Annotated in this window: 18 protein-coding genes; 10 read left to right on the forward strand and 8 right to left on the reverse strand. The window is 53.9% G+C overall.

Annotation, left to right across the window (positions count from 1 at the left end):
- The first annotated feature begins 115 nt into the window (after positions 1–115).
- Positions 116–898, forward strand: coding sequence for a class I SAM-dependent methyltransferase (locus tag SIL79_RS14700; protein ID WP_071475893.1), 783 nt, complete (start codon positions 116–118; stop codon positions 896–898).
- A 79-nt stretch (positions 899–977) separates the two neighbouring features.
- Here SIL79_RS14700 and SIL79_RS14705 read toward each other — a convergent pair whose 3' ends face one another.
- Positions 978–1,598, reverse strand: a complete 621-nt coding sequence (locus SIL79_RS14705) for a DUF938 domain-containing protein (RefSeq protein ID WP_071475892.1) — start codon at positions 1,596–1,598, stop codon at positions 978–980.
- Positions 1,599–1,768: 170 nt separating this feature from the next.
- Complete coding sequence (locus SIL79_RS14710) at positions 1,769–3,820, reverse strand: bifunctional 2',3'-cyclic-nucleotide 2'-phosphodiesterase/3'-nucleotidase (protein ID WP_039033437.1); 2,052 nt, start codon at positions 3,818–3,820, stop codon at positions 1,769–1,771.
- 494 nt (positions 3,821–4,314) lie between these two features.
- Between SIL79_RS14710 and SIL79_RS14715 the strand changes: the two genes are divergently transcribed.
- On the forward strand, positions 4,315–6,480 hold the full coding sequence (locus SIL79_RS14715; protein ID WP_039033436.1) for a M3 family metallopeptidase: 2,166 nt from the start codon (positions 4,315–4,317) through the stop codon (positions 6,478–6,480).
- Positions 6,481–6,539: 59 nt separating this feature from the next.
- A complete protein-coding gene (locus SIL79_RS14720; protein ID WP_039033435.1) occupies positions 6,540–6,956 on the forward strand; it encodes a GFA family protein in 417 nt (138 codons plus the stop codon).
- A gap of 109 nt (positions 6,957–7,065) precedes the next feature.
- Here the strand turns inward: SIL79_RS14720 and SIL79_RS14725 are convergent, their stop codons facing one another.
- Positions 7,066–9,276: a M3 family metallopeptidase gene (locus SIL79_RS14725; protein ID WP_319619420.1), complete on the reverse strand. Its 2,211-nt coding sequence runs from the start codon at positions 9,274–9,276 to the stop codon at positions 7,066–7,068.
- A gap of 202 nt (positions 9,277–9,478) precedes the next feature.
- On the opposite strand from SIL79_RS14725, the gene SIL79_RS14730 reads away from it, so the two are divergent.
- Positions 9,479–11,098 (forward strand): dipeptidase, encoded by a 1,620-nt coding sequence (locus SIL79_RS14730; protein WP_071475889.1) that lies wholly within the window; start codon positions 9,479–9,481, stop codon positions 11,096–11,098.
- A 106-nt stretch (positions 11,099–11,204) separates the two neighbouring features.
- On the opposite strand, the gene SIL79_RS14735 is transcribed toward SIL79_RS14730, so the two are convergent.
- Together SIL79_RS14735 and gcvA are read right to left on the reverse strand one after the other, a co-directional pair.
- Complete coding sequence (locus SIL79_RS14735) at positions 11,205–11,609, reverse strand: GFA family protein (RefSeq protein WP_144360799.1); 405 nt, start codon at positions 11,607–11,609, stop codon at positions 11,205–11,207.
- 295 nt (positions 11,610–11,904) lie between these two features.
- Complete coding sequence (gene gcvA / locus SIL79_RS14740; RefSeq protein WP_101096744.1) at positions 11,905–12,798, reverse strand: transcriptional regulator GcvA; 894 nt, start codon at positions 12,796–12,798, stop codon at positions 11,905–11,907.
- Between the two features lie 121 nt (positions 12,799–12,919).
- Here gcvA and SIL79_RS14745 point away from each other — a divergent pair, with 121 nt between their 5' ends.
- The 5 genes from SIL79_RS14745 to SIL79_RS14765 all read left to right on the forward strand — a co-directional run bounded on the left by SIL79_RS14745 (position 12,920) and on the right by SIL79_RS14765 (position 20,620).
- On the forward strand, positions 12,920–13,693 hold the full coding sequence (locus tag SIL79_RS14745; protein WP_162206230.1) for a TSUP family transporter: 774 nt from the start codon (positions 12,920–12,922) through the stop codon (positions 13,691–13,693).
- A 124-nt stretch (positions 13,694–13,817) separates the two neighbouring features.
- The gene (locus tag SIL79_RS14750; RefSeq protein ID WP_039033429.1) at positions 13,818–14,960 is read left to right on the forward strand and encodes an exonuclease SbcCD subunit D; all 1,143 of its coding nucleotides are present in this window, start codon (positions 13,818–13,820) and stop codon (positions 14,958–14,960) included.
- Entirely contained in the window at positions 14,957–18,187 is a 3,231-nt protein-coding gene (locus SIL79_RS14755) for an SMC family ATPase (RefSeq protein ID WP_319619421.1), read from the forward strand. Before SIL79_RS14750 ends, SIL79_RS14755 begins: the two co-directional genes overlap by 4 nt.
- Before the next feature lie 171 nt (positions 18,188–18,358).
- The gene (locus SIL79_RS14760; protein WP_405130419.1) at positions 18,359–19,642 is read left to right on the forward strand and encodes a peptidoglycan DD-metalloendopeptidase family protein; all 1,284 of its coding nucleotides are present in this window, start codon (positions 18,359–18,361) and stop codon (positions 19,640–19,642) included.
- 126 nt (positions 19,643–19,768) lie between these two features.
- Positions 19,769–20,620, forward strand: coding sequence for a tetratricopeptide repeat protein (locus SIL79_RS14765; RefSeq protein WP_071475883.1), 852 nt, complete (start codon positions 19,769–19,771; stop codon positions 20,618–20,620).
- A gap of 37 nt (positions 20,621–20,657) precedes the next feature.
- Here SIL79_RS14765 and SIL79_RS14770 read toward each other — a convergent pair whose 3' ends face one another.
- From SIL79_RS14770 to SIL79_RS14780, 3 genes are all read right to left on the reverse strand, one after another.
- Positions 20,658–21,068, reverse strand: a complete 411-nt coding sequence (locus SIL79_RS14770) for a hypothetical protein (protein WP_039033426.1) — start codon at positions 21,066–21,068, stop codon at positions 20,658–20,660.
- 390 nt (positions 21,069–21,458) lie between these two features.
- Positions 21,459–22,376, reverse strand: a complete 918-nt coding sequence (locus tag SIL79_RS14775) for a M14 family metallopeptidase (protein ID WP_319619423.1) — start codon at positions 22,374–22,376, stop codon at positions 21,459–21,461.
- Positions 22,377–22,471: 95 nt separating this feature from the next.
- Positions 22,472–23,209 (reverse strand): YciK family oxidoreductase, encoded by a 738-nt coding sequence (locus SIL79_RS14780; RefSeq protein ID WP_039033424.1) that lies wholly within the window; start codon positions 23,207–23,209, stop codon positions 22,472–22,474.
- A gap of 261 nt (positions 23,210–23,470) precedes the next feature.
- Here SIL79_RS14780 and SIL79_RS14785 point away from each other — a divergent pair, with 261 nt between their 5' ends.
- Positions 23,471–25,939, forward strand: coding sequence for a VolA/Pla-1 family phospholipase (locus tag SIL79_RS14785; RefSeq protein ID WP_144360803.1), 2,469 nt, complete (start codon positions 23,471–23,473; stop codon positions 25,937–25,939).
- Positions 25,940–26,109: the final 170 nt, after the last annotated feature.

The following is a 26,109-nucleotide window of genomic DNA, read 5'->3' on the forward strand; positions in this document are numbered from 1 at the left end:
TAAGGGAAGGTGCGAATAAGTCCTCTCTGATAAAGCCAACCCTTGAGGTTGGCTTTTTTTTGTGCCAGTCAGTATGCTGAGCCTCGACTCTTGATGGTGCAGGGAGAGAAGCACAATGGATAAGTACCGGGAAACCGTGGCAACCTTTGACAAAATGGCGCTTTCCTATCGGGATAAGTTTGCCGGCAACGATTGTTATGACTCGGCCCATAACCGATTCGCCTCTTTGCTGAAGCAGTATCAGGCCTGTGCCGGGCGGCGCCTGCGGTTACTGGATATAGGCTGTGGCCCAGGGCATGTCAGCGGCACGTTGGTAGACAGGGTGCCTGAGCTCGAGATAGTGGGTATAGATGCGGCGCCGGCCATGGTGGCGCTTGCCGGTGAACTGTTGCCCGAGGGACGTTTTTATCGGCTGGATAGCCGCAAGCTTGGTTGTCTGACGTCGCTGCTTGAAACTGATGCCGTGCAGGCTATCGCCCCCCTTGATGTGTCTGAAAACACTGCTGCGCCCGTAAGTATTGGGGTTTCTGATGGCTCTAATACCCTTGATGACCTAGAAGACTTAGACACGCCAGAGGGTTTTGATGCAATACTTCTGCTCTTCGTCACGCCTTATCTTGAACGTCAGGACGTGATGGCCTTACTGCAAGACTGCCGTGCGCTACTGAATGACGGCGGGCTCCTGTATCTGGCCTCGATGGAGGATGACTATCAAGCGTCCGGCTATCAAAGCTCCAGTTCCGGAGACAGGGTCTTTATCCACTATTATCCCGAAGTGTTTTTCGTCAGTGAGTTGGCCGCGGCCGGGTTTGAGCTTATTGATAGTCTGCGTAAACCCTATCTGGAGCAGGGCGAAGTCAAGGCCACAGATCTGTTTCTCTACGCCAAAGCCGTGTAAAAACCAAAGGCGTTTCAGAGGCAGATAGCGCCTGGACTTTTCAGGCAAAACATTTGTTTTGCCCATCACTTTGCCTCCGTTAGCGAACCGTTTTACGAATAAACTCCAGCAGGCGGTTGTTGGCGGGCATGGCATGATCCTGACAAAGCTCAAGCCCCTGGGCTGCGGCCAGCATCAGGATCCACTCCTGATCGCGAATGCCGCTTTGCGGATCGCGCTGCCTTAACATGGCATCGAACACCCGGTTGGAGTCGCTGCTGTAATCGCCTCGGTAGTTGAAGGGGCCATAGAGGCAGAAACGGCCGCCGCTTTGCAATACTCTGCCTATGCCGGCAAACATCGCCTCTACCATGGGTTGACTCATGATATGCGCAGTATTGGCGCTATAGATGGCATCCGGTGCCGGCTCAGTTGCCGCCTGCGGCCAGGGGGAACACACCTCCAGAGTGATCACCTCGGCCAGATTACTCGCCGGGAGTTTGCTATGCCAGGCGCGGATCCCATCAAGATACTGGGGTTGATCGCTGCATTGCCACACCAGGTGCGGTAACTCTGGGGCAAAGTAGACCGAGTGCTGACCGGTACCACTGCCTATCTCCAATACCCTGCGGCAGCCTGAGAATGCCTGTTTGAGAATCCTGAGTATCGGTTCGCGGTTGTTTTCACAGGCTTGGGAGAAGGGCGCGGGTATCGAAGACATAAAAGATTTCCTGCAATCTTGCCGTCGTGACGGCTGAGTGAGTCTGGTGTTTTACTGTACTTACTTTATAACATTGTCAAAGGCTTAAATCATGGCAAGTTTAATCTGTGAAGAAACATAAAAAGCGCCCCTGAGGGCGCTTGGTTCGTTTTATGTCTCAGCTGACAGCCTTATTGGGCAGGCTTGAGATCTATGCGGTAGACGGCAAAGCCCAGTTCATCGGTACTCAGCTTGGTCATGGTCCTTTGCTGGTTGGCCTGGATGAAGTTGGCGGCCTTGTCACTGTCCTGGGTGACAAAGCGGATGTCCAGAGCAACATTCGTATCTATATTCCTGAAGTCCCAGTTATAGTCGGCCGTGGGGTTAACCATGGCGTCATACTTGTCGGTTTCAGGATTGTACTTGGATTGCTCTGTGATGTAAGCCGCCAGAGCTTCACGGTTGGTGTCCGGCAGTTCCAGTACCACGTGCTCGCTGCCGGTGCCGGCAAACTTTCCGCCAAAGGCGCGGTAGTTGTTGGAGGCGACGATAAACTCCTTGGCCGCCAGGGTTTCACCTGTATAAACAGTGCCTTCGTTGTCGGTGAAAGCCAGATCTATAATCCGCGAAGCATCGGCATTGACCAGAGCACAATCGGCGTCGAATTTGCTCGGTTGAGTCACGTCTATCTTGTAGGTCACGCCATCAATAACATCAAAGTTATAGGTGGGGTGGTTATAGTTCACCAGCTCTTGCGGCTCAGTGCTGGCTGGATCTATTTGGTTAAACTGGTTGGCCGAACACTCGAGCCAGTCTTTCAGCTCAGCGCCGTTTAGCTTAACCGCCACCATAGTGTTGGGGTAGAGATAGAGATCGGCGGCGTTCTTGAAGGTCAGCGGCCCTTTGTCCACCATCACATACTGATCGGCATCACTGGTGGTGCTGTGACGGCCACCGGCCTTGAACGGCGCGGCTGCAGAGAGCACCGGCAATGACTTGAGTGCTTCCGGCAGTTTGGCCTTGACGTTGGCTATCTGGGCGTCGGAGACAATTTGCACAGTCGGGTCGTCCTGCACCAGCGTCAGGAAACTGAACATGTCGGCGGCGGCGACCCCGATTGGCTGCTCGACAAAGTCCATAGTGCCCTGGTGTTCCAGCTCAACCGCGTCGTGAATGTCCTTATCGGCTTCCACCAGCGGTGTCTTGTTGGTGCCGTCATAGATGGGGCGTGCCTCGGTGCGGGCCGAGAGCACTGTCCATTTGCCGTCTTTAAGCTGCAGTTTGAAGTCGACCAGGCCCATGTTGTCGCCCCAGCGACCCGGCATCACGGCGGGGACACCGTTAAGCAGGCCTTTTTCCACATCTGTGTTGGGCAAGTCGCCATAGCGGGCATCGGGGAAGATGGAGTGGCTGTGGCCGAACATGATGGCATCAATGCCGTCGACATAGGTGAGGGCATAGGTGGCGTTTTCGGCAGCAGGATCGCCTGGGTTTTCGGTGGAGCCAATGCCTGAGTGCGGAATGGCGATAATGATATCGGCGCCTTCAGCCTTCATTTGCGGCACAAATTTCTTGGCGCTCTCCACTATGCTCTCGGCACGTACCTTGCCGGTGAGGTTCTGCTTGTCCCACAGCATAATTTGCGGAGGCACAAAACCTATATAACCAATCTTGAGCTTGTGGCTGTTGCCGTCAGTGTCCTTAACCTCGGTTTCCTTGATAAGGTATGGGGTAAACAGGTTGTCACCTTTTTTGATCCCGTTCCAGCAATCATCGGCATCACAATAAACGTTGGCGTTGATATAGGGGAACTGCGCGCCGGCGAGGGATTTTTCCAGAAAATCCAGGCCGTAGTTGAATTCGTGGTTGCCTATGTTACCCACGGCATAATCAAGCAGGTTCATCGCCTTGTAGGCGGGGTGCACTTCACCATCGGCGATACCCACTTTGGCCATATAGTCGCCCATAGGGCTGCCCTGCAGCAGATCGCCGTTATCGACCAATACAGTGTTGGTGACTTCTTTGCGGGCGGCATGGATCAGGCTGGCGGTACGGGCCAGACCTATAGTGGGGTCTTCCTTGCCGCTGTAATAGTTGTAATCCATGATGTTGGTGTGCAGATCTGTGGTTTCCAATACCCGCAGATTTACGCTGACCGTTGGTTCATCATTGTCGTCGCTGTTACAGGCACTGAGTCCCAGTGCGGCGGCAATCGCCAGTGTGATTAATGTCTTGGTTTGCATTGTTTACTACTCTTGGTTTTTATTATTGACCCCGGGAGACTTTCCCGCCATCACCTTGTCAACCTGTTGTTAATCATATGATTAACCTGGTTAGGCGAGGCGCAGTATAGCGAAAGGCGAAGACATTTATGTGACATTGGACGGTAAAAGCCAGTGACAATTTGTGACATTGGGCAGGTTGGTGCCACCCGATGCTGTGGCAGGCGCACACTTTTCTTGTCTAGACAGATAAGCCTGAGTTATCGGCGGGACGCATGCGCATTCATATCGAATTGACGGTAAGTGAGCAGAATTTCTTACAGTTAAGTCATTGTCCAAAGAGCGGAAGAGTTGTTAAGGTAGGGGCGGGAATCAACAGGGCTGTTGCCCCGCCGAGACAGGTGTCCCGGGTAGCAAATTATAACAATGGAAGGTGCGAACAAGTCCTATGCAGAATGCCATGAGGACTGATTCGTACCCTCCCTAAGCAATAGCCTGCCGTTAATGGAGTCAAGATGCGTAAGACATTAATCGCCACCGCCATAGGCGCTGCACTGGTGCTGAGCGCCTGTGCCGAACAGCAAACCAAAGAAACTGTCAGCAATACCCAGGTAAAACAAGTGAGTCAAAGTATGCCAGAGGCAAAAAGTGCTGAGCAAACCGCAAGCAATGTGCTGCTCAGCCCAAGTCCGCTGCAATATCATGCGCCGCAGTTCGACAAGATAAAGACAGCAGACTATCTGCCGGCCTTTGAAGCCGGGCTCAAGGAACACAAGCAGCAGATCGCCAGTATAATCAACAACAGCGAAGCCGCTTCGTTTGATAACACTATAGTGGCTATGGAAAAGAGCGGTGCTCTTCTCAACCGCACAACAAGAGTGTTTTTCAGTATGGTGAGCTTGCTTTCCAATGATGAGCTTCAAGCCATTCAAGGGGAAATCGTTCCCAAGCTTACCGAGCACAGCGACAATATTTTCCTCAATCCCAAGTTGTTTGCCCGGGTTGAAGCCGTCTACCACCATAAAGATAGCCTGAGCACGCAAGATCAACGCCTGGTGGACTTCTATTACAATCAATTCGTTCGTGCCGGCGCCAAATTGAGCGAAGCCGACAAGACCCAAATGCGTGAGCTCAACGGTGAGCTGGCTACATTGTCGACCGAGTTTTCGCAAAACATTCTCAAGTCGTTCAAGGATGATGTGATCCTGGTGACCGATAAGGCGCAGCTCAAAGGCTTGAGCGAGGATGAGATAGGCGCCCTGGCCAATGCCGCCAAGGAAGCGGGTAAAGAGGGCTACCTGATAAGCCTGGTGAATACTACCCGCCAGCCACTGCTGTCGAGCCTGGAGGACAGAGGCCTGAGAGAGAAAATTTGGCAGACTTCGGCCAATCGTGCCATGGCCAGCAATGGTCCTATCGTACTCAAGCAGGCACAGTTGCGCGCCGAAAAGGCCAAACTGCTGGGTTATGAAACCTGGGCTGACTATGTACTGGCCGATCAGATGGCTGCTAATCCGGATGCGGTATTTGCCATTTTGGATGACCTGGCACCCAAGGCCGTTGCCAAGGCTAAGGCTGAAGGCAAGGATATCCAGGCGCAAATCAAGGCTAGTGGTGCCGACTTTGAGCTGCAGCCATGGGATTGGGCCTTCTATGCCGAGCAGGTTCGCAAGGCCAAATACGATCTGGATGAGAGCCAGATCAAGCCCTACTTCGAATTCAATACAGTGCTGAATGACGGCATGTTCTACGCCATGCAGAAGTTCTACGGCATCACGATGAAAGAGCGTAAGGATCTGCCGGTATGGCAGGAGGATGTCCGCGCCTGGGAAGTATTCAACGAAGACGGCAGCTCCATCGGGCTTTTCTATCTGGACCCTTACGCCAGAGTGGGCAAGAGCGGTGGCGCCTGGATGGATGAGTTGGTGACCCAGAGTTTCCTTTTGGATAACAAACCTGTGGTCTATAACGCGCTCAATATTCCCAAACCAGCCGAAGGTCAGCCTACGCTGATGACCTTTGATGAAGTGACCACCATGTTCCATGAGTTTGGCCACGGCATTCACGGTTTGTTCTCGCAGGTGAAATACCCAAGCCTGGCTGGTACTGCTACCCCGAGGGACTTTGTTGAGTTCCCCTCCCAGGCCAACGAGGATTGGGCCACAGATCCGGATGTTTTGGCTCACTATGCCAAGCACTACAAAACCGGCGAGCCGATTCCGCAAGCCTTGCTGGAAAAAGTGCGAGCAGCGGCCAGCTTCAACCAGGGCTATGACACGGTAGAGTATCTGGCCGCAGCGCTGCTTGATATGGAGTGGCACTCCCTCAAGGCCGGTGAACAAGTGGCGGACGTTAAATCCTTCGAAGCCAAGGCCCGCGCCAAGCACGGCCTGGATTATGCGCCTGTGTTGCCGCGTTACCAGTCGACTTATTTCAGTCATGTATTCGGCGGCGGTTACTCGGCTGGATATTACGCTTACCTGTGGACCGAAGTGTTCGCAGCCGACGCCTTTGCCCATACCATGGCAGAAGGCGGCCTCAAACGAGCCAATGGTGACAAGTATCGTCAGGCAATTCTCTCCAAAGGGAACAGTGAGGATCTGATGCAGGACTACATCCAGTTCCGCGGCCAGAAACCCACAGTGGATGCGCTGCTCAAGCGCCGAGGCCTGGTAGACTGAACCCTTTGATAACACCCGCCAAATGGCGGGTGTTTTTCTAAGATAAGATGATAAAAGCTATGGAAGCTATTCGTTATCCCATCAAGGGCAGTTGCCAGTGCGGCGCTGTCAGTTATCGCTTGTTGGCGCCGCCGCAGATGGTGGTGGCCTGCCACTGCAAGGAATGCCAGAAGCTGTCCACCAGTGCCTTCAGCATTACGGCGATTGTCAGAGCCGAAGATATAGAATTCAGTGGCGAACTGAGCCATTGGCAGCGTGGTTCGGCCAGCGGCAATATCAGCGCCGCCAAGTTTTGTGGTCGTTGCGGCAATCGTATCTATCACTATAACCCGGCGGAGCCGCAGAGCATCAAGCTCAAGCCCAGTAACCTGGAAGATACCCGTATCATTGAGCCGAGCGCCCATGCCTGGGTCAGTGAAAAGCAGGACTGGTTTGTTATCCCGCCCGGAGTCAAGCAATACACCAGTCAGCCTTGAGAAAGCCCAGCCCTGAAAAAGTCCAGCCCTGAGAAAGAACAAAAAAGCCGTTCACTCAGTGAACGGCTTTTTTGTTTGCGTGGCTGGGCATTACCAATCCGGCAAGCGTTTATTCCGCCAGCAGGCCGCGGCTGCGCAGTAGTGGCTCAATGGCGGCTTCCTGACCACGGAACGCCCTGTAAAGCGCCATAGGATCTTCACTGCCACCTCGCTCAAGGATGTTACTGCGAAAAGCCTTGGCGGTAGCCGGGTCAAAAATACCGTTTTCCTTGAAAGCCTCAAAGGCATCGGCGCCAAGAATGTCAGACCAGATATAGGAGTAATAACCGGCCGAATATCCTCCGGAGAAGATGTGGCTGAAGTAGGTGGAGCGATAGCGCGGCGCTATCTCAGAGAGCAGCCCCATTTTGCTCAGCGATTGTTGCTCGAAGGCGGCCGCATCCTGAGGTTCGGTGACGTTGCTGCTGTGCCAGTCCAGATCCAGCTTGGTGGCTGCCATGTATTCCACTGTGGCGAAACCCTGGTTGAACTTACTGGCGGCGCGGATCTTGTCTACCAAACTCTGGGGGATCACCTCGCCGGTTTGATAGTGCTTGGCAAAATGCGCCAGCACATCCGGTTGAGTCATCCAATTTTCCATCACCTGTGACGGGAACTCCACGTAGTCGCGGGGCACAGAAGTGCCGGACTGGGAACGATACTCCACCTTGGACAGCAAGGCGTGCAGCGCATGGCCGAATTCATGGAACAGGGTACCGGCTTCATCGAAGGTCAGCAGCGTCGGCTCATTGCCACTGGGACGAGGGTAATTGAGCACGTTGACTATGATGGGCTGCTCGTTGACGCCATCGACCACCGCCTGACGGCGATAGGCATTGGACCAGGCGCCGCCGCGTTTGCTGTCACGGACATAGTAATCGCCAAAGAAGATACCGATAACGCTGCCGTCTTTGTCTTTCACCTCGAAGGTACGTACATCCGGGTGATACTTGGGCAGATCGTCACGCTCGGTGACACTGATGCCATAGAGGCGGTTGGCGGTGTAGAACACGCCCTTGAGGGTGTTTTCCAGCGAGAAGTAAGGCTTGGTCTGCTGTTCGTTGAAGCTGTACTTAGCGACACGTATCTTGTCGGCATAGTACCACCAGTCCCAGGCGGCCAGTTTGAAGTCCTTGCCTTCACTGTCGATAAGCTTTTGCATCTCGGCCTTTTCGGCTTCGGCCTGGGCCAGGGCGGCGGGCCAAATTTTATCCAGCAGGGCGTAGACATTTTCCGGAGTCTTGGCGGTACGCTCTTCCAGCACATAGTGGGCGTGGCTCGGATAGCCCAGAAGCTGGGCTCGTTTGGCTCTAAGAGCCGCCAGCTCTGCCAGCACCTTCTTGTTGTCGTGGGCGTTGTCGTTGTTACCGCGCTCGATATAACCCTTGTAGAGTTTTTCTCTCAGCTCACGATTATCGGCATAGGTCAAAAACGGGGTGACAGAGGGGCGTTGAGTGGTAAATACCCACTTGCCGGAATGGCCGCGCTTGATGGCCGCCTGGGCGGCAACGTCAATCACATCCTGCGGCAGACCGGCCAGATCGGCCTGTTTGTCTATCACAAGTTCAAAGTCGTTGGTTTCTGCCAGCACATTATCGCCGAACTCCAGGCTCAGCTTGCCAATCGCCTCATTGAGCTTTCGAAGCTCCGCTTTACCTGCGTCATCCAGGTTGGCACCGCCGCGGCTGAAGCGTTTGTAGGTGTCTTCGAGCAGCTTCTGCTGCGCCGGGTTCAGTACCAGCTGATCTTTTTGCTGATAGACAGTCTTGACCCGCTGAAACAGGGCGTTGTTCAGGTAAATATCATCGCGACTGGAAGATAACAGCGGGGATACTTCCTTGGAGATCTTCTGCATCTCGGCAGAGGTGTCGGCGCTGGTGAGGTTATAAAACACCCCTGACACCTTGGTCAGCAAGGCGCCACTGCGTTCCATGGCTTCTATGGTGTTGGCAAAGTCAGCGGCGGCCGGATTGTTTATGATGGCCTGAATTTCCGCTTTGCGCTCGGCAATCCCTTGTTTGAAGGCCGGCAGGTAATGCTCGGACTGGATGCGATCAAAGGCGGGGATTTCAAGGTAAGTATTCCAGGGCTGGAAGAAAGGGTTGTCCCGGGTTTGTTCGGCCTTGGCAGCGGCTGGGTTTGTGCCTGTGCCATTCTGGAGCGCAGGCGTTTGGGTTTGGGCAGATGTGTCGCTCTGGGATACAGGCTGGTTGTCGCAGGCGCTCAGTGTCAGCGCCAATCCCAGGGCCAGAGCCACTGGAGAGAGGGTCATTCCCTTCATTGTTATTCCTCTATGCTGGTGTTTATCTCCCGTATGGCGCGGCGGGCCGCGCCGAAGCCGTCCTTAGTAACATGGCGTATTGAAAAAGGCCAATTTTGTCCTGTTTAGTTTGTAACAAAATTTAGCGAATGCAGTATCGAAACTGTATCTGTGGCACACTCTCAGGCCTTTGATAATAAAAGATAACAAAAGCCACCCTGCCATGATGATAAGAACAGTTTCCCGTTTATCCCTGTCGCTGTCCCTGTGCTTGTTCGCTCCTTTTGTAAGCGCAGAGAGCGGCTTTACGCCTCAGGCTTCGAGCCAGACTTCAAGCGTAAGCGCTGCCCAAGGTACTGAGTCTGCATTGAGTAAAGTCTCGCCACTGTCGAAAACCTTGGCCCAGTACAGTCTTGACCGCTACGGCAGCGAGATGGAACAGAGCCTCGCCGAGTTGGTGTACTTCAATACCGAGGCTATCCCAGGGTTGACGCCCGACACCAATCCGGAATTCATCGGCTTCAAGCAGGCGCTCAAGGCCCAAGCGGAGCAGTTGGGGCTGGATTATGCCGATCACGGTTATGTGCTCTTGATAGGCCTTGGCGAAGACAGGGGCGGCGGCGCTAACAAGCTAGGCATTATTACTCACGGGGATGTGCAACCGGCCAATTCAACCCTTTGGCACCAGAGTCCCTATCAACTGGATACTCAATCGCAACCGGGCAAGCTGATAGGCCGCGGCACCGAAGATGACAAGGGGCCGATAGTCACCGCCATGTACGCCATGAAGGCGCTCAAGGACAAGTCGGTAAAACTGAATCGCCGCATTGAGCTTATGGTATATCTGGCCGAGGAGTCGGACTGGGAGCCGCTGAAAGTGTTTCTCAAGGACTATCAAGCGGCCGATATGAATATCACCATAGACGCCGAATATCCTGTGGTCACCGCCGAGAAGGGCTGGAGTCAGATAAAACTCACGATACCTGAAGCCAAAGTCAAGGCGCCTAATTTCGATAAACCGCAGCTGCAGCATTTCAGCGGTGGCTCCTTTGCCAGCCAGATCCCCCAGCAGGCCTTGGCCCTGATCCGCGGAGCCGACAGCGCCATGGTCAGCCGTTTGCAACGCGCCGCAGACTCCCAGCAGGGGATGCGCTATGATTTTACCCTGGATTTCGACAGCCTGGAGATCGCCGCCAACGGCAAATCGGCCCATTCCTCAACCCCTGAAGATGGTGTCAATGCAGTAACGCATCTGGCTGCGCTGTTGGAGTCTGAGGCATTCGCACCGAGCCAGTCGGCATTAACCCTGGCATTTATCAATGAAATGATAGGCTTGGACCTCTATGCCCAGCGCTTTGGTGAGCTGGGCTATAGCGATGACTTTATGGGGCCTATGTCGCTGGCGCCGACTGTGGTGGAGTGGGGGCAGGGGGGGACCAGCATTACGCTTAACCTAAGGCGCCCCGTAGGCAAGAGCCCGGAAACTTTGGATAAACAGCTGTCTGCGGCGCTGGCCGGTTGGCAGCAATCCCACGGCGTGACTCTGGTCGATGTCAGCAGCTATTGGGGCGAGCCCAAAGTGATGGATAAGGCGCCGCATCTGCAGACCCTGCTCAATGTGTTTGCCGAGTTTACCGGTATTGCCGACCCTAAACCTGTTGCTATTGGCGGTTCCACCAACAGTAAACTGTTTCCCAATGCCCTCAGTTTTGGTCCGGCCATGCCGGATGTCGAGTATACAGGCCACAGTGAACATGAGTTTATCACCCGCGAGCAGTTGCAGCTGAACCTTAAGATGTACACCGCCGCCATGGTGGAGTTGGCGGTAAACCCGGGATCATAAGTCTCAGCTTTCTAGGTAATCGCTGCTGAGATAACCGCTTCCGAGTCAGGCACCGCTACGTGGACTGGCAGTAGGCGCCTTTATCACAGTGCTGTGCCCTATACTCTTAAACCGGGCCCTGCTCCAGGCAGGGCACTTGTTCCAAAGCCTGATCCCAAGCGGCGCGCGTCTGACAAAAAATGTGCGCCTGGGGAGTCAGGCCCGGCTCATCGTCCAGGCTGCCTGCGGGTATTTGCAGCAGGCGGCCACCCTCGACCGCTTGGGGCAGCGCCGAGCCGCAAACGGCGCAAAAGTTGCGGCTGTGGCGGGTACCGGGTAGGGTAAACGCAGTAATGGCGTCCTGGCCACTGAGCCAGGTTAACTCGGCGCTGTCTGAAAACAGATTGGCACTGTGGGCCGAACCTGAATCCTTGCGGCAGCGACTGCAGTGACACAAAAAGAATTGCTGCAGCTCAGCGTTGATTTCAAAACGAACCTTGCCGCAAAGGCAACTGCCTCGATAGTGCTTCATACCTCCTCCTTGGTGTTGATAGGTTACTCCCTTTCGAGCCCTTGCCAAAATCTTGGTTGCCCCTCCAGGCTCACTGGAGCAAGGAATAAGCAAACGAGTTCATTCTAATGGCGTCGGTTGCCTGTAATGTAGGTCACCGAATCAAACCGCCAGTGTTGTACTTTGGACTTGAATCCGGGTTATCTGTTACCTAGGAGTCACTTTTTACTTCATAGTGTTGAAAAGTAGCTATAAAAAGATTTGAGCTGTGATTAGTTGCCAGGCTTTATTACTCAGCACGATTCTCTGTTTTGCACTAACAATGCACGCGATATGGCGCAAACTCGGACAGCAACCAGTCGATAAACAGCGCCGATTTACGTGGCAGACTGCTGGACTTGGGGGTTAACAGATAATAGCTGTAGGGGCTGATAAAGGGGGCTTCAAAGGGGATCACCAGAGTGCCGGCCTTGAGCTGATCTTCGATAAAGAAACGCGGGATCAGCGCCGCCCCCATGCCGCTGGCGGCGGCCTGACTCAGCATATAGAAATGCTCGACGCCAAACTTCTGCTCTGTGGTAAGTTTTATCCCCAGTTGCCTGGCCCAGTAAGGCCAAAGCTCAGGACGGGTGGTGTGTTTCAGCAGCGTCACCTGGTTGATATCTTCCAGTTGCTTTAGCTTGGGAGCCAGCAGTGGTGAGCACACCAGACACAGCTCTTCATCCATCAGTTTGATCACATTCACTCCCTGAGGCTCACTGGTGGCGGAGCGAATGGCGATGTCGTAGCGACCGCTGGCAAAGTCGACGGCGAAGTCGCCTATGGTGAGATCCACATACAATTGCGGAAAGCGTGACTTAAATTCCTCCATTCTTGGGATTAACCAGTTGATGGTCAGGCTGGGCAACACATTGATAGCCAGGGTCTGCGCCTTGAGACTTTGACGTTTCAACTCGGCGGTGGCATTGGCCAGGGTCTGCAGTGCCGCCTGCACCTGCGGCAGGTATTGCCGCCCCTCATCAGTGAGCGCCAGTTGCCTGTGTTGACGCACAAACAGACTGAACCCCAGAAAACTCTCGAGTAAGCGCACCTGTTTGCTGATGGCACCGTGGGTCACATACAGCTCCTGCGCCGCCAGGGTAATGCTTTGTAGCCTTGCCGCCGCCTCGAATGAACGCAGGGCATTGAGAGGCGGTAATTCCTGAAACATGTTTTCTCCGCTGTTTATTGTGTGAGAAAATCTCACGTGAAAACGAGAATAACTCCTTTGCCTTTTGCGGGCAAACTGCGTCTAATAGCAATCCTTCAACTCAGTATTCGATAACATAAAAATGGCATTTGAACTCACTCTGCAATTGGCTACGGTTCTGTTTTTGGTTGCTCTGGTGGCGGGCTTTATTGACTCTATCGCCGGTGGCGGTGGTCTGTTGACTATTCCGGCGCTTATGTGGGCCGGACTGCCTCCGGCGACTGCGCTCGGCACCAACAAGCTACAGGCCTGTGGTGGCAGTTTCTTCGCCAGCCTCTACTTTGTCCGTAAAGGAATGGTGAATTTGGGTGAGATGAAACTGGCAATTGGCTGCGCCTTTGTCGGCGCCTCAGTCGGTACGATTTTGGTTCAGTTGATAGATGCCAGTGTGCTGGAGTTGATGCTGCCGTTTCTTATTTTGGCTATTGGTTGTTACTTCTTGTTTTCCAAAAAAATCACCGAAGATGACCGCGCCAGGGTTCTGACACCTGGGGTATTTGCCTTTACCGCCGCACTCGGGGTGGGTTTGTATGACGGCTTTTTCGGCCCGGGCACCGGCAGCTTCTTTGCCCTGGCGTTTGTGTCTTTGGCGGGGTTCGGTCTGGCCAAGGCGACGGCTCATGCCAAGGTACTGAATTTTTCCACCAATATTGCTTCGCTCATCTTTTTTGCCCTCGGTGGCAAGGTGGTGTGGCTGCTGGGGTTGGTGATGCTGGCAGGGCAGGCCGCCGGGGCGACTCTGGGCTCTCGTCTGGTGATCACCAAGGGCAGCAAGGTCATCAAGCCGCTGGTGGTGGTCATGTCTCTGGTGATGAGCCTCAAGCTGCTGGCCGATCAATATCAGTGGAGTTTTTAAACCCAAATAAGACAGACGGCTGAGTGGTAAGCACTCGGTCGCAGAACCTCGGCAGACGCATATACTATTGCATTGATTTTGCATACCATAAGGCTCACGTATTCGCCTGCAATCTTAGCGCCCAATGAAATTTATCCATACCTCGGACTGGCATATCGGTCGGCAACTGCACAACGAGTCGCTGCTGGATGAACAAGCTTATATGCTTGAGCAGATAGTGGCACTTGCCGCTGAGCATCAGGTTGATGCCCTGGTGGTTGCCGGTGACATATATGACCGTTCGATCCCGCCTGCCAGCGCGGTTGCCCTGCTGGATAAGTTCCTCAATACCCTGCTCAATGAGCATCAAATTCCTGTGCTTATGATAGCCGGCAATCACGACGGCCAGGAGCGGCTGGGGTTTGCGGCGCGGCAAATGGCCGCCAGCGGCCTTTATATTAGCGGCCCTCTGCAAGCGCAGGTTAAGCCGCTTATCCTCAAAGGCCGTGACGGCGATGCCTGTTTCTATCCCATTCCCTATGCCGAGCCGGCGCAGGTAAGGCATGTGCTGGAGGTAGATGCCGGCAGTCATCAGCAGGCGATGGCCTGCTTGCTGGAGCAGGTTCAGGCGCACGACAGCCAAGGCCTGCCCAAGGTAGTGGTGGCCCACTGTTTCCTCGATGGCGGCAATGAGTCTGAATCCGAGCGGCCCTTGAGTATCGGCGGCGCCGATAAAATCGACCCTGCACTCTTTTGCGGCTTTGACTACGCAGCGCTCGGGCATCTGCATGGCCCGCAATACAAGGGCGCCGAGCACGTGCGTTATTCGGGCTCGCCGCTGAAATATTCCTTCAGTGAACACAAACAGAAAAAATCCGTGACTCTGGTGGAGCTGAGCGCAGCTAATACCCCAAAAATCACTCTGCTACCGCTAAAACCCAGGCGGGATGTGAGGGTGATTGAAGGCCTGCTCGATGAACTGTTGCAACAGGGCGAAAAAGATCCGGGGCGGGAAGATTACCTGATGGTGCGTCTGCTCGATACCCAGGCGCTGCTGGATCCCATGGGCAAACTGCGCGGCGTCTATCCCAATGTGTTGCATCTCGAGCGCACGGGCCTGATGTCCCGGCAGCAGGGGCAGGAGATTGGCCGCGACAGAATCAAAAAAGGTGAGCTCGACATGTTCAGCGATTTTTTCAGTCAGGTGCAGGGTGAAGCCATGACAGAGGCACAGCAGCAGACCATGAGCCGTTTGATTGAAGAGTTGCACAGGGAGCAGGAACAATGAGACCGCTGATTTTGGAAATGCGCGCCTTCGGCCCCTTCGCCGATTGTCAGCGCATCGACTTTACCGAGCTGGGCGACAAGCCGCTGTTTCTGATCAATGGCCCCACAGGGGCGGGCAAGACCACGATTCTGGATGCCATCTGTTTTGCCCTGTACGGCAAAACCACAGGTAACGAGCGAGAAGGCAGCCAGATGCGCTGCGATAATGCCGATGACGGCCTGCTCACCGAAGTGTATTTCAGTTTTGAATTGGGGCAAAAACGCTACAGCATTCGTCGTTGCCCCGAGCAGCAAAGAGCCAAAAGCCGGGGCGAGGGTTTTACCCTGCAAAAGAGCGAGGCGGAACTCAAGCGGCTGATGCCCGATGGCACTGAAGAGTTGCTGGTGGCCAGTAAGGTCACGGATGCCAACGCCTGCATCGAAGAGTTGACCGGCCTGGATGTGGATCAGTTTCGCCAGGTGATGGTGCTGCCCCAGGGCAAGTTCCGCGAGCTTTTGCTGGCAGACTCCAAAGAGCGGGAAAAGATCTTCAGCCAGCTGTTTCAAACCCATATCTACCGCCGCATTGAAGAGCGCCTCAAACAGCAGGCGCTGGAAATCAAGGCAAAGGCCAGAGACTTGCAATCACGCCGCGCCGGGATTTTGGAAACCGCCGGTGTCGAGAGTCTCGAGCAGTTGACCGCGGAAATTGCCGCTCTGACCCCCTCTTTGACCGAGGCGACAGGTAACAAACAAAAAGCCAGCGAAGCCTTGGCCCAGAGTGCCAAAACGCTCGATAACGCCAAGGCGTTAACCGCCGAGTTTGAGCGCCGCAAGCTGCTACAAACCCAGCTTGATGCGCTTGAGCAGCGGCGCGCTGAAATCGAGCTGCACCAGCAGACATTGGAGAAAGCCCGCAAGGCTGAAAAGCTGCTGCCAAGCCTCAAAGAGTTGCAGTTTCGCCAGCAGGAGTGGCAGCAGGCTAAAGCCAAGGAGGCTGACTATGCCAAGCAGTTGCAGAGCGCCGAGCAGCGTCTGAAACAGGCTACAGATGACAAGGCAACACTCGCCGAGTTGGATGAGCAAGCTAATAAGCTGCGACGAGAGCTTGAACAACTCGACAAGCTGCAGCCGGCTATTAATGAGCTCAAGCAACTGACCGAGGAGCATGAGCTTGGCCTAGTGGAGCTTGGGCGCCTTGAACGGGTAGAGCAGCAGAGCCACACTGAGCTGGAACAATGGCAGCAGCAACAACAACAGCTTAAGTCAGAGGAGAAGGAACTGTGCTCAAGCGCCGAGCGCCAAGGGCCGTTGCATCAAGCTCTGGCGGCGTTGAACACTCGCCTGGAGAAGACGAAGCAGCTCGGGCACATTAAGCAAAAATGGCAGCAAGCCCAAGCTGGCCTGCAGCAGGCCGAGGCCTATGGTCATCAATGCAAGGCTGAAAGACAGAGCGCCGAAACGGAACATCAAAGGTTGCAACTGGCCTGGCATACAGGCCAGGCGGCTATTCTGGCGGCCAAGCTGCAGCCGGGGCAGCCTTGCCCCGTATGCGGCGGCTTGGATCATCCGGCACCGGCCGAGATGGCGCAGGATATTCCGGGTGAAGCCGAGCTCAATCGGGCGAGAGACGCCGAGCAGCAAGCCTCGGCAAGGCATGAGGCGGCCCGCAGTGATTATCGTCATATCAAGCGGCAAACCGAGGAGTTGCAGCTCGAGCTGCAGCGCTTGAGCGCTGAGTTACACGCCTTTATCGCCGCGGATGTTACGACAGGTGATACGGCTGATGTTACGACAGGTGATACGGCTGATGTTAAGACTGGTGTTACGGCTGATGTTAAGACTGGTGTTACAACAGAGGTTAAGGCTGACGCCGCTATGGATGCCGACTCCTATGTCAAAGCCGATCTCGCTAGTGAAATAGACAGGCTTGAGTCCCGGCGCAGGCAGCTGCTCAATGAGTTGCAACAGGCCGAAGCGGCTCAAACCCGCCTCAATAACTGCAGGAAGCAATTGCAGCAGGCCGAGCAGCAAGTGGAGCAGCGACTCAAACACAGCGAGACTCAATTACAGCAGTTGCAGCAGCTAAGAGAGCAGTTGAGTCTTGCGGGAGTCCGTAAAGACGCGGCGCTTGCTGCTCTGCCCGGTGAATATCATGCTTTGGCAGCCGAGGCGGCGCTTGAACTGATGGCGCGGCAACTTGAGCAAAAGCAGAGTGAGTGGCAACAGCTTAAACAGCGACAGCAAGATATCAATCAACAGTATACCGAGGCCGTCAGCCAGCATAAGGCGCTGATGCAGGCCTTGACATCGGGCCGTGAAGACAGCGCCCGGGCCGAGCAGTTTGCCATCAAAGCGCAGCAAACGCTTGATGATGCCCTGAAGCAATCTGGATTTACTGATCGCCAAACTTTGGAACAGGCGCAGCTGGATGAAGCGCAGATGCAGGCATTGGCTGAGAAGATAGAAGTTTGGCGCACGCAGCGCTTTGAGCAGCAGGCGCTGCTCAAAGCCATGGATGAGCGGCTCGCCGGACAAAGCCTGCCTGAGCTTGGGCAGCTTGAAAGCTTCTGGCAGCAACAGCAGCAGCAACTCGCCGAGGCGGAGTCTGCCTGGCAGACGCTCAACAACCGAATGCAGAGCCTTAAAGGCACAGAAGCCCAGCTCAATAAAGAAGCGCTAGCTACGCAGGCGCTGGAGCAGGAATACGCGCTTATTGGCACTCTGAGTGATGTGGCCAATGGCAACAGTCATAGCAAGGTGAGTCTGCAGCGCTTTGTGCTCAGTGTTTTGCTCGATGATGTGCTGCTCGAGGCCAGTCGCCGTTTGGCGCTGATGAGCAAAGGCCGCTACCGCTTGCTGCGCAAAGAGGACAGGGCCAAGGGCAATAAGGCCTCTGGTCTGGAGCTTGAGGTGGAAGATGCATACAGCTCCAAGGTGCGCCCTGTGGCGACACTTAGCGGCGGTGAGAGTTTTATGGCGGCCTTGTCGCTGGCGCTGGGACTCTCTGATGTGGTGCAAGCTTATGCCGGTGGTATCAAGCTCGATACCCTGTTTATTGATGAAGGTTTTGGCAGTCTGGATCAGGACTCGCTGGAGCTGGCGGTTCGCACCCTGATGGATCTGCAATCCAGTGGCCGCATGATAGGGGTTATCTCCCATGTATCAGAGATGAAAGAGCAGATAAGCTGCCGTATTGATATCAACAAGCATGCACTGGGCAGCAGCATTCGCCTGGTTACAGTTTGATGCAAATGGGGCAATTTTGTCGGTCAATTCCGAAATCCACCCAGTAATCATGGGGTTTTGGCGAATAATACTTGTCTCAGGGACTTTTTTTGATATAAGTTTGCAGTTGGCCCCTTGAAAATAGGGGTTCCAGCTATTGGTTTTTTCAGTTTGAACTCGGTGAGGCAACAGTTGCAGACAGATAGAATATCCTGGTTGAGTATAATCCCTATGCGTTTGCAGACCTTACCATCCTTTCACAAGAAGCTGCTGCTCAGCTCTGGGTTATTGGTGGGCGCGGCGCTGCTTTGGCCCGGGACTCATGAAGTCACCCCACAACGTATTCCCTTGCATCTGGATATTGAAGCTCTGCTGCCTCAAGTCGGCACTGAGCCTTCGGTTGTTGAGTTGGCCGGTCCGGACTTTGAACGCGTGATCCAAAGTGGTGACACCCTCAGTGTATTGTTTCAAAAGGCGGGGGTTGGCCAGCAGACCATGTACAAGGTGTTGGAAGCCGATTTGGATATCTTGGCACTCGATACCCTGCAACCGGGTAACAGGATCCGTTTCTGGCTTGATGAACAGGGCAATCTGACCCAGTTGGAACTCTACTTCAACGCCGCGCATCAGGTACTGTTCAAGCGCTTCGACGATGGCGGTTATGGGGTTGAAGAGATCAACATCGAAGGCGTCTGGCAAAACCGGATTGTCAGCGGTGAGATCCAAGGTTCTTTCTATCGCTCGGCGCAGCGAGTCGGTCTGAGCGCCGCCGAAATTCAAAAAATTGAAAGCTTGTTGAAAGAAAAGCTCAATTTTGCCCGGGATCTCCGTGCCGGTGACCACTTTTCTGTGCTGATGAATGATCAGTACATAGAAGGGGAGTCGACCGGTGTCAGCCAGGTGTTGGGATTACGCATTCAAAACGGCCGCAATGAAATCACTGCGTTTCAGAGCACAGATGGCAACTTCTATGATGAGAAAGGGCGGAGTTTGGCGCGGGCCTTCCAGCGGATCCCGCTGGAGAAACGCTATAGGATCAGCTCATCATTCAACCCCAATCGCCGTCACCCGGTCACAGGGCGGGTTTCACCCCATAACGGCACCGACTTTGCCGTACCGATAGGCACCAAGGTAGTAGCACCGGGTGACGGAGTGGTGACTCTGGTGACCAATCATAGATACGCCGGTAAATATATAGTGATAGAACATGGCAACAAATACCGTACCCGATATCTGCATCTGTCCAAACCTTTGGTGCATAAGGGGCAGAGGGTCAGTCGTGGTCAGGTTATTGCGCTTTCCGGTAATACCGGGCGTTCGACCGGGCCGCATCTGCATTATGAGTTTCATGTCAACGGGCGGCCGGTGAATGCCATGAAGGCGGATATCCCCATGGCCAGCCAACTCTCCAAAGAGCAGATGCGTGAGTTCAGTCAATTGGTCAGCACCCGTAAGATGGTGATGGATCTCGGTTAAGTTTATTAATTATTGGTTTTGCAGTAGCCAGCGCTTAACGGCGCTGGCTTTTTTTATAAGCCAATTTTACCCATCCAGACCCATTTGTTAGGGTGTGGAGAAAACCTGAGTGCAACAGGAGGAAAAATGAAGTTATGGCATGCACTGATATTGGTGTTATTGAGCCTGGCGCTGCCGGTTATGGCGGCTGAAGAGCCCCCAAAACCTTATTCGGAGCAGAGTATTTACGACAAACCCTTGATAGAGCGCTATGTGCTCGATGAGCTCAAGTCGATACGGCAAGACATGCAGTCGCTGGAAAAACGGGTCACGGTCGATATTACCGACCGTGAGTTGGCGGTGGCCGACAAGTCGATGAACTACGCCAATGTGACCGTGACCTACTTCTTCTATCTTATTGCCGCCGCTGTGTCATTGATCGCCTTGGTAGGGTGGCAGTCACTCAAGGATATTCGCGACAAGACCCAGGAGATGGCCAACGAGAAGCTGGAGGCGATTGCCGCCCAATATGAGAAAAAGTTTCAGGAGATGGAGCGTGAGCTGAAACGAAAGAGCCGGATCATTACTGAAAACAACAAGGAAATTGAACGGATCAACGAGATACACAACCTGTGGATCCGTGCTCAACATTCGCAGACGCCGGAGCAGCGAATCGAAATCTACAACGATATTCTCAAAATACGTCCGGGCGATCTCGAAGCCTTGACCTACAAGGCCGATGCCGCCATGGAAATGGGCGAGTATCACTGGGCGATGAGCATCTGTAACCGGGTGTTGGAAGTGGATCCCAAGAACGCCAATGCGCTTTATCAGCGGGCCTGCGCCTTTACCCGCATGGGCTCGGAAGAGCAGGCGATTTCCGATCTGGAATTGGCTGTGGGTTTCAGTGCCTCACTCAGTGAGGCGGCCAAGGAGGAGAAAGACTTTGATTCCCTGCATGGCTACAAACGTTTTGACGATCTGATCAGCGACGACTGACAGTAATGTCGGGCAATTATCTAGTTCTGCGGAAGGGTTAACCTGCCTGCTGTAGCCGCTGTTGATACTTAAGGGCGCAGCGGCACAGTTTGCCCTTGAGTGCCGGGCAGCCGCCGCAGGGGGATTTCTTAAAGGGGCGCAGCGCAAAGCTCATGCTGCCGGTCTGGGGTTTTAGGCTGTGAAGTTGTCCGAGTTCGACAGAAGCTTGATTGGCGGCAATCCAGGTGCTGGCTCGGTTTTGCAGCTCTGCCTTGAGCAGTTTCTTTTGCGGTTTTTTGAGCTTCTTTTGCCGGGAGAGTTCAGTGGGCAGTTGCTGCTCTAATGCACTAACCAAGCCTTTGCCAAGGCGTTTGCGGCTGGACTTGCCGAGTGCGGGTTGCGTCTTTTTCAACGCCTTCTTGGCCTGCTTATGGCATATCTTGGAAATATGCTTGCTTATCTTGGGCATAAACCACTCCACATCTAATTGGTATCGTCTGCTAAAACAGAAAAGCGCTGTCATATGCCGACCTGGTTAATCGCAGCATTCAATGACGGCCTGAAAAGTCAGAGTAAAAAAGCAAAGTCGATACCTGGAACTGAAAGTGATTTTAAATGAAAACCATTATCAGTCAATAAAAGATTGTTAATAAACAGAACTCTCCTGTGGTTACTTTTATCTTCAATGAGGGTTTGATAGACGGTTGAAACAGATGACCCGGCAAATGCCGGGTCATAGTTATTCTATCTGACGGGTTATTTGACCTGACAGGTTGAATATCAGATGCAGCGCTGTTTCAGGTTTACTCTTGGGCGAGAGTCACTTCATTCCTGCAAGAGGGGACCGGAGCCGAAAACCCTAACCTTGAATTCGTTTTAGATAATCCAATGCGCCACAAACCGCAGCTACCTGGGCGGCATTGCACTGTTCATCGCTTGCCTGCGGGCTGTCGGGGTAGACTTCCGTGGTGCAGGTGTATGGGGCATTGGTAACCGAGGCACATAAACCAAGTTGCTTGAGCGGATAACGGATAACGCCGTGGTCGACCACAGGAGAGCCGATGATCTTGCCGTCTTTGTCGGCCGGAGCGATATGGGTCACTTTGGCGACCGCTTCGATAATGGCTCGTTGGAATTCAGGTTGCGGCATGGCTTCATCATCTACCACATAAAAACCGTCCGGGATCTCGCCGGGAGCTATGATTTTGCCATCGCGGGCCGCCAGCGCCGGGCGAAACTCGGTTTCATCCGTGTCTGTGGTTTCATGCAGATCGATATGAGCCAGGAAAGGGGCGCCGTGGCTAGCAACCAGAGCCATCAATGCGGCAGACTCTTCTGCCGGGCTGGGTTCAAAGAAGGAGCGGTTGGGATCGATAGCCAAGGGATTCCAACGGTTGATGACTTCGTATCCCCAAGGGCTGACACAGGGGACGACCAGGAGGTTGAAATCCGCTTGATAGCGCTCGGCTTCCTGCTCAAGAAACTGCAGCGCACCTTGAACGCCACTGGTTTCATAACCGTGGATCCCGCCAGTGACCAATACCCAGGGCTTATTTGCCTGTGGTGATTTACTCTGCAGGGCGAGCAGGGGATAACGTTCCGGGTCATAACTTAAGGCGCCGTACCGGCGGCATTCAAAAGCTGTCTTGAGGGCATAGATCTTGTCGAGCACCTGTTCACGGTAGCTGCGTTTAATGCTTTGGGTGGCGCGCCAGGCGGATTTTTCGGCCTCTCCCCAGGGAGTACCTGGAGTGCCTATAGGGTATTCTTGACTCATGGATTGCCTCCTTATTTCTTTTATAAAACGTGTATGAATGGCGTATGAATAGCAAAACGCAGCCCATTGGACTGCGTTTATTCTTGAGGAAAATGTTACTGGGCGTTAAAGGCCTGACCGTTTTCCTGCAGGCTGTCGTCGCCCATCAGATATAGATAAACGGGCATTATCTGCTCTGGCGTCTTGAGATCCAGTGGGTTCTCTGCCGGATAAGCCTTGGCGCGCATGCCGGTGCGGGTTGCTCCCGGATTGATACTGTTGGCGCGCACCTGGGTGCCTTCACATTCATGAGCCAGCACCTGCATCATGCCTTCGGTAGCAAACTTGGAGAAGGCGTATGGGCCCCAGTAAGCGCGGCCCTTACGGCCAACACTGCTGGAGGTAAAAATAATTGAGGCGTGCTCGGCCTTGCGCATCACAGGCAACAGTGCCTTGGTCATCATAACTTCCGCCACCACATTGACCTTGAGCAGATCTTCCAGTGACTGAATATCGATATGTTCAAACGGCCCCAAAGCGCCCAACAGGCTGGCATTATGCAGCAGGCCATCGAGCTTGCCGAATTGCTGCTCTATGGTTTCGGCCATGTCGCGGTAGTTTTGTTCGCTGGCGCCCTTGAGATCCAGAGGTACAATCGCTGGCGTCGGGCCGCCGGCGGCTTCAATTTCATCGTAAACGGCTTCCAGCTTCTTGACCGTCTTGCCCAGCAGGATCACTGTGGCGCCATGGGCGGCATAGGTTTTGGCTGCGGTTTTACCGATACCGTCGCCGGCACCGGTTACCAGAATAGTTTTGCCCTTGAGAAGATCTTTTGCTGCTTGATATTCCAACATGGGGAGTTATTTCCTCTTCGCGCTAAAGCCCGCCAATACTCGACTCACTACAGCGGTATACATCTGTTTAAAACAAATGACTGTTCATAGTTACTTTTCGTTGCGGTCAACTGTGACAAAAATGTAGCTAACTCAATATTTTTACGTTAACTTGAGACAGGCTGAGTACAGATTTCAGCTCCTCTGGTCACAGTGTCTGGGGTATTGTGACCAATTTCTTGGGGAAAACAAAATTATTACAACAAGATTTGGGGAAAAAAGATGAAAAGACTCATTTTGGGTGTTGCAATCACATCTGCACTTGGACTGACAGCATGTGGTGAAGACAGCTATAACGAACTTAAGGATAAGACCGAGCCGCTCATCCCTGAGTCCCATTTGGTGTTTGATCCTGCCAAAGCTGAAGTTCCCTTGCCAAACGACTTACTGCTCAATGGCACCACAGACGGTACCTTGAATATTCCCGGGGAAGCCTCCGGTGACTATACCAATCCGCAGTTGGCGCTGGGTGCGCTGGATGGTTGGTCAACTACCCAGCCGATAACCATAGATATTGAACCTTCCAAAGACAACAGCGGCAATACCCTGAGCCTGCTGGCATCTTCCGTGGCCCAGCCGGGAGCGGTGAGAATGTTTGAAGCCGTCAGCGGCGGCCCGCTTTCATCCAAAGCCGAGTGCCAGACCAAGCCTTCGGTTTCTGCCTGTGAAGTGGGTGAAGAGCTGGTTTGGGGTGAAGACTTCATCACTCAAGCGTCCGGCAACAAGATAGTTATTGTTCCACTGAAGCCGCTTAAGCCCGCTCAGTCCTATATTTACGCCACCACTAAACTCATCATGGATTCGGCTGGGCGCCCGATAGCGCCTTCCTATACCTATGGTTTGTTGAAACTGGATATCGACACAGCGCCGCTGGAAACCGCCGATCAATTGATGCTGCAAACTCTGGTAAACAGTTATGAGAAGGGCATGGCATCGGCTCACGGCGTTGACAAGGAAAGCATTACCTATTCAGGCCTGTTTACCACCCAGTCGGTGGCCGATGTTTATGAAACGACCAAGCTGCTGATGTTGCAACCCGGCTCACCCTATGCACCCAAGTGGCTGCAAACTCCGACTCCCGCCGGTTATACAGTGGCGATGGCAGCTGGGCTCAGCCCTGCTGATGGCATAGCCTATGCGTTGGCGGATTTGGCCGATGTCTACACTGCGGCCATTGAAGTGCCGGTTTACGGTACTTGTTCATCGGCGAGCTGTGATGGCATTAACGGTTACTGGCAAGCCCAGGGCGACAGCCCGGTATCTGTGTTGCTGGCGTTGCAGGCCGGCACTCTGAGCCAGGAGAAGTTTGCCGCCCAGGCGATGGCGTACAATATAGATCCCGCCGCAGCACTGGCCAATCCTTCCTTGTTGGCCGGCAAAGCGTGGAAGCTGGATGATGGCAGTGCAGTCGATAAGACTAAGCACCTAACCCGTTTTAATCCTATTCCGGCTATTCGCAACTACGAAACTGTGCCTGTGCTGATCTCCATGCCCAACGCCACTAAGCTTGCGGCGTTTTATGCCAGCCAGGGCTTGCCTTTTACGCCACCAACCAGTGGCTGGCCCACCACGATAGCGCTGCATGGTTTGGGTGGCGGCAAAGAGATGTCGCTGGCCTATGCTGGCAGTTATGCCGCAGCCGGTGTGGCTACGGTGGCCATAGATATGCCGCTGCACGGTGCCCGTTCATTTGATGCCAATGGTGACGGCATCTATGAAGTCTCGGCCTCAGGTGCGGCCTATGGCAAGGTTGTCGGTAAGCCGGATGCCTTCCAAAATGGCAATCCGCTGGTATTTGTCAATATAGAAAGCACGCTGTCGGTAAGGGATAACTTCCGTCAGGCGACCATGGATCATCTGGCGCTTAGAGTCGCGATAACAGGTATGTCGGCGCAACTTATCGAAATGGGCGCGCCTCAGGTTTTTGACAATAACCAGATAACCGCTCAGGGGCTTAGCCTTGGCGCCATTGTCGGCACCAACTTCGCGACCTATGCCAGCACAGGTTTGAAAGACCCTGCATCCGGCACAGCCTTGCCCAACTACTATGGCATCAAGGGCGCATCTTTGGTGGCGCCGAGCGGCGGCCTGGCGGGCTCTTTCGCCGGTTCTGCCACCTTTGCACCTTTGTTGTTTGCCAATGTGACGGCTTCCGATACCTTCAAGGCCTTGGTGAATGCGGCCAATAAACAAGGATATCAGCCGGGCTCGGCCGAATATGAAGCTCTGGTTCAGGAGGTATACGCCGAATTTATCCCTACCTTTGCCTTTGCGGTGCAAACCGGGATAGAGTCAGCCGATCCTATCAACCAGACTGCCATGCTCAAGGCCACGGGTTTGCCGGTTCATCTGGTGGAAATCGTCGGTGATGGCGCTGGTAACAAGGGCGATCAGGTTCTGCCTGGTACTGTCGCGGGCTTCCCGCTGTCCGGCACTGAGCCTTTGATTGCGACTCTGGGGCTTAACTGCGTCGATCAGACCAGCGCTGGTGGCGGCGCCGTGCGCTTTGCCAAGGGGCATCACAGCTCGCTCATCGACCCATCTGAAGTTCCGGGCGTGACTGATGGCATGGCGGCTCAGGCGACAGCGGAAATGCAGTCTCAAGTGTCTATTTTTGCCTCTTCTGCCGGTAAAGATGGTGCCAGTATTTTGGTAACAAACCCAGCAGTCTTGCAAGGTTGTGGCGGTTGAAACGTTATTTGGTGCAAGTTTCGCCATGAGCAGACGCAGCACTTGAAGTCGCCAAGTCATGGCAAATGATTTCGCAAAGCACTAAAAAATCCGATGACGATGAGTCATCGGATTTTTTTATGTGAAGTTTGATTGTCGTTCAGTGTTTAATTCGTATCAGGGAGATAACT

This window comes from Shewanella indica, assembly GCF_033842865.1.
Taxonomy (GTDB): domain Bacteria; phylum Pseudomonadota; class Gammaproteobacteria; order Enterobacterales; family Shewanellaceae; genus Shewanella; species Shewanella indica.

What these genes read in the sequence shown, in the direction of transcription:
- SIL79_RS14705 (WP_071475892.1), bottom strand. Translation starts at nt 1,598, where the DNA reads ATGTCTTCGATACCCGCGCCCTTCTCCCAAGCCTGTGAAAACAACCGC.
- SIL79_RS14715 (WP_039033436.1), top strand. Translation starts at nt 4,315, where the DNA reads ATGCGTAAGACATTAATCGCCACCGCCATAGGCGCTGCACTGGTGCTG.
- SIL79_RS14755 (WP_319619421.1), top strand. Translation starts at nt 14,957, where the DNA reads ATGAGACCGCTGATTTTGGAAATGCGCGCCTTCGGCCCCTTCGCCGAT.
- SIL79_RS14770 (WP_039033426.1), bottom strand. Translation starts at nt 21,068, where the DNA reads ATGCCCAAGATAAGCAAGCATATTTCCAAGATATGCCATAAGCAGGCC.
- SIL79_RS14745 (WP_162206230.1), top strand. Translation starts at nt 12,920, where the DNA reads ATGGCATTTGAACTCACTCTGCAATTGGCTACGGTTCTGTTTTTGGTT.
- SIL79_RS14720 (WP_039033435.1), top strand. Translation starts at nt 6,540, where the DNA reads ATGGAAGCTATTCGTTATCCCATCAAGGGCAGTTGCCAGTGCGGCGCT.
- SIL79_RS14710 (WP_039033437.1), bottom strand. Translation starts at nt 3,820, where the DNA reads ATGCAAACCAAGACATTAATCACACTGGCGATTGCCGCCGCACTGGGA.
- SIL79_RS14780 (WP_039033424.1), bottom strand. Translation starts at nt 23,209, where the DNA reads ATGTTGGAATATCAAGCAGCAAAAGATCTTCTCAAGGGCAAAACTATT.
- SIL79_RS14700 (WP_071475893.1), top strand. Translation starts at nt 116, where the DNA reads ATGGATAAGTACCGGGAAACCGTGGCAACCTTTGACAAAATGGCGCTT.
- gcvA (WP_101096744.1), bottom strand. Translation starts at nt 12,798, where the DNA reads ATGTTTCAGGAATTACCGCCTCTCAATGCCCTGCGTTCATTCGAGGCG.
- SIL79_RS14775 (WP_319619423.1), bottom strand. Translation starts at nt 22,376, where the DNA reads ATGAGTCAAGAATACCCTATAGGCACTCCAGGTACTCCCTGGGGAGAG.
- SIL79_RS14735 (WP_144360799.1), bottom strand. Translation starts at nt 11,609, where the DNA reads ATGAAGCACTATCGAGGCAGTTGCCTTTGCGGCAAGGTTCGTTTTGAA.
- SIL79_RS14730 (WP_071475889.1), top strand. Translation starts at nt 9,479, where the DNA reads ATGATGATAAGAACAGTTTCCCGTTTATCCCTGTCGCTGTCCCTGTGC.
- SIL79_RS14750 (WP_039033429.1), top strand. Translation starts at nt 13,818, where the DNA reads ATGAAATTTATCCATACCTCGGACTGGCATATCGGTCGGCAACTGCAC.
- SIL79_RS14785 (WP_144360803.1), top strand. Translation starts at nt 23,471, where the DNA reads ATGAAAAGACTCATTTTGGGTGTTGCAATCACATCTGCACTTGGACTG.
- SIL79_RS14765 (WP_071475883.1), top strand. Translation starts at nt 19,769, where the DNA reads ATGAAGTTATGGCATGCACTGATATTGGTGTTATTGAGCCTGGCGCTG.
- SIL79_RS14725 (WP_319619420.1), bottom strand. Translation starts at nt 9,276, where the DNA reads ATGAAGGGAATGACCCTCTCTCCAGTGGCTCTGGCCCTGGGATTGGCG.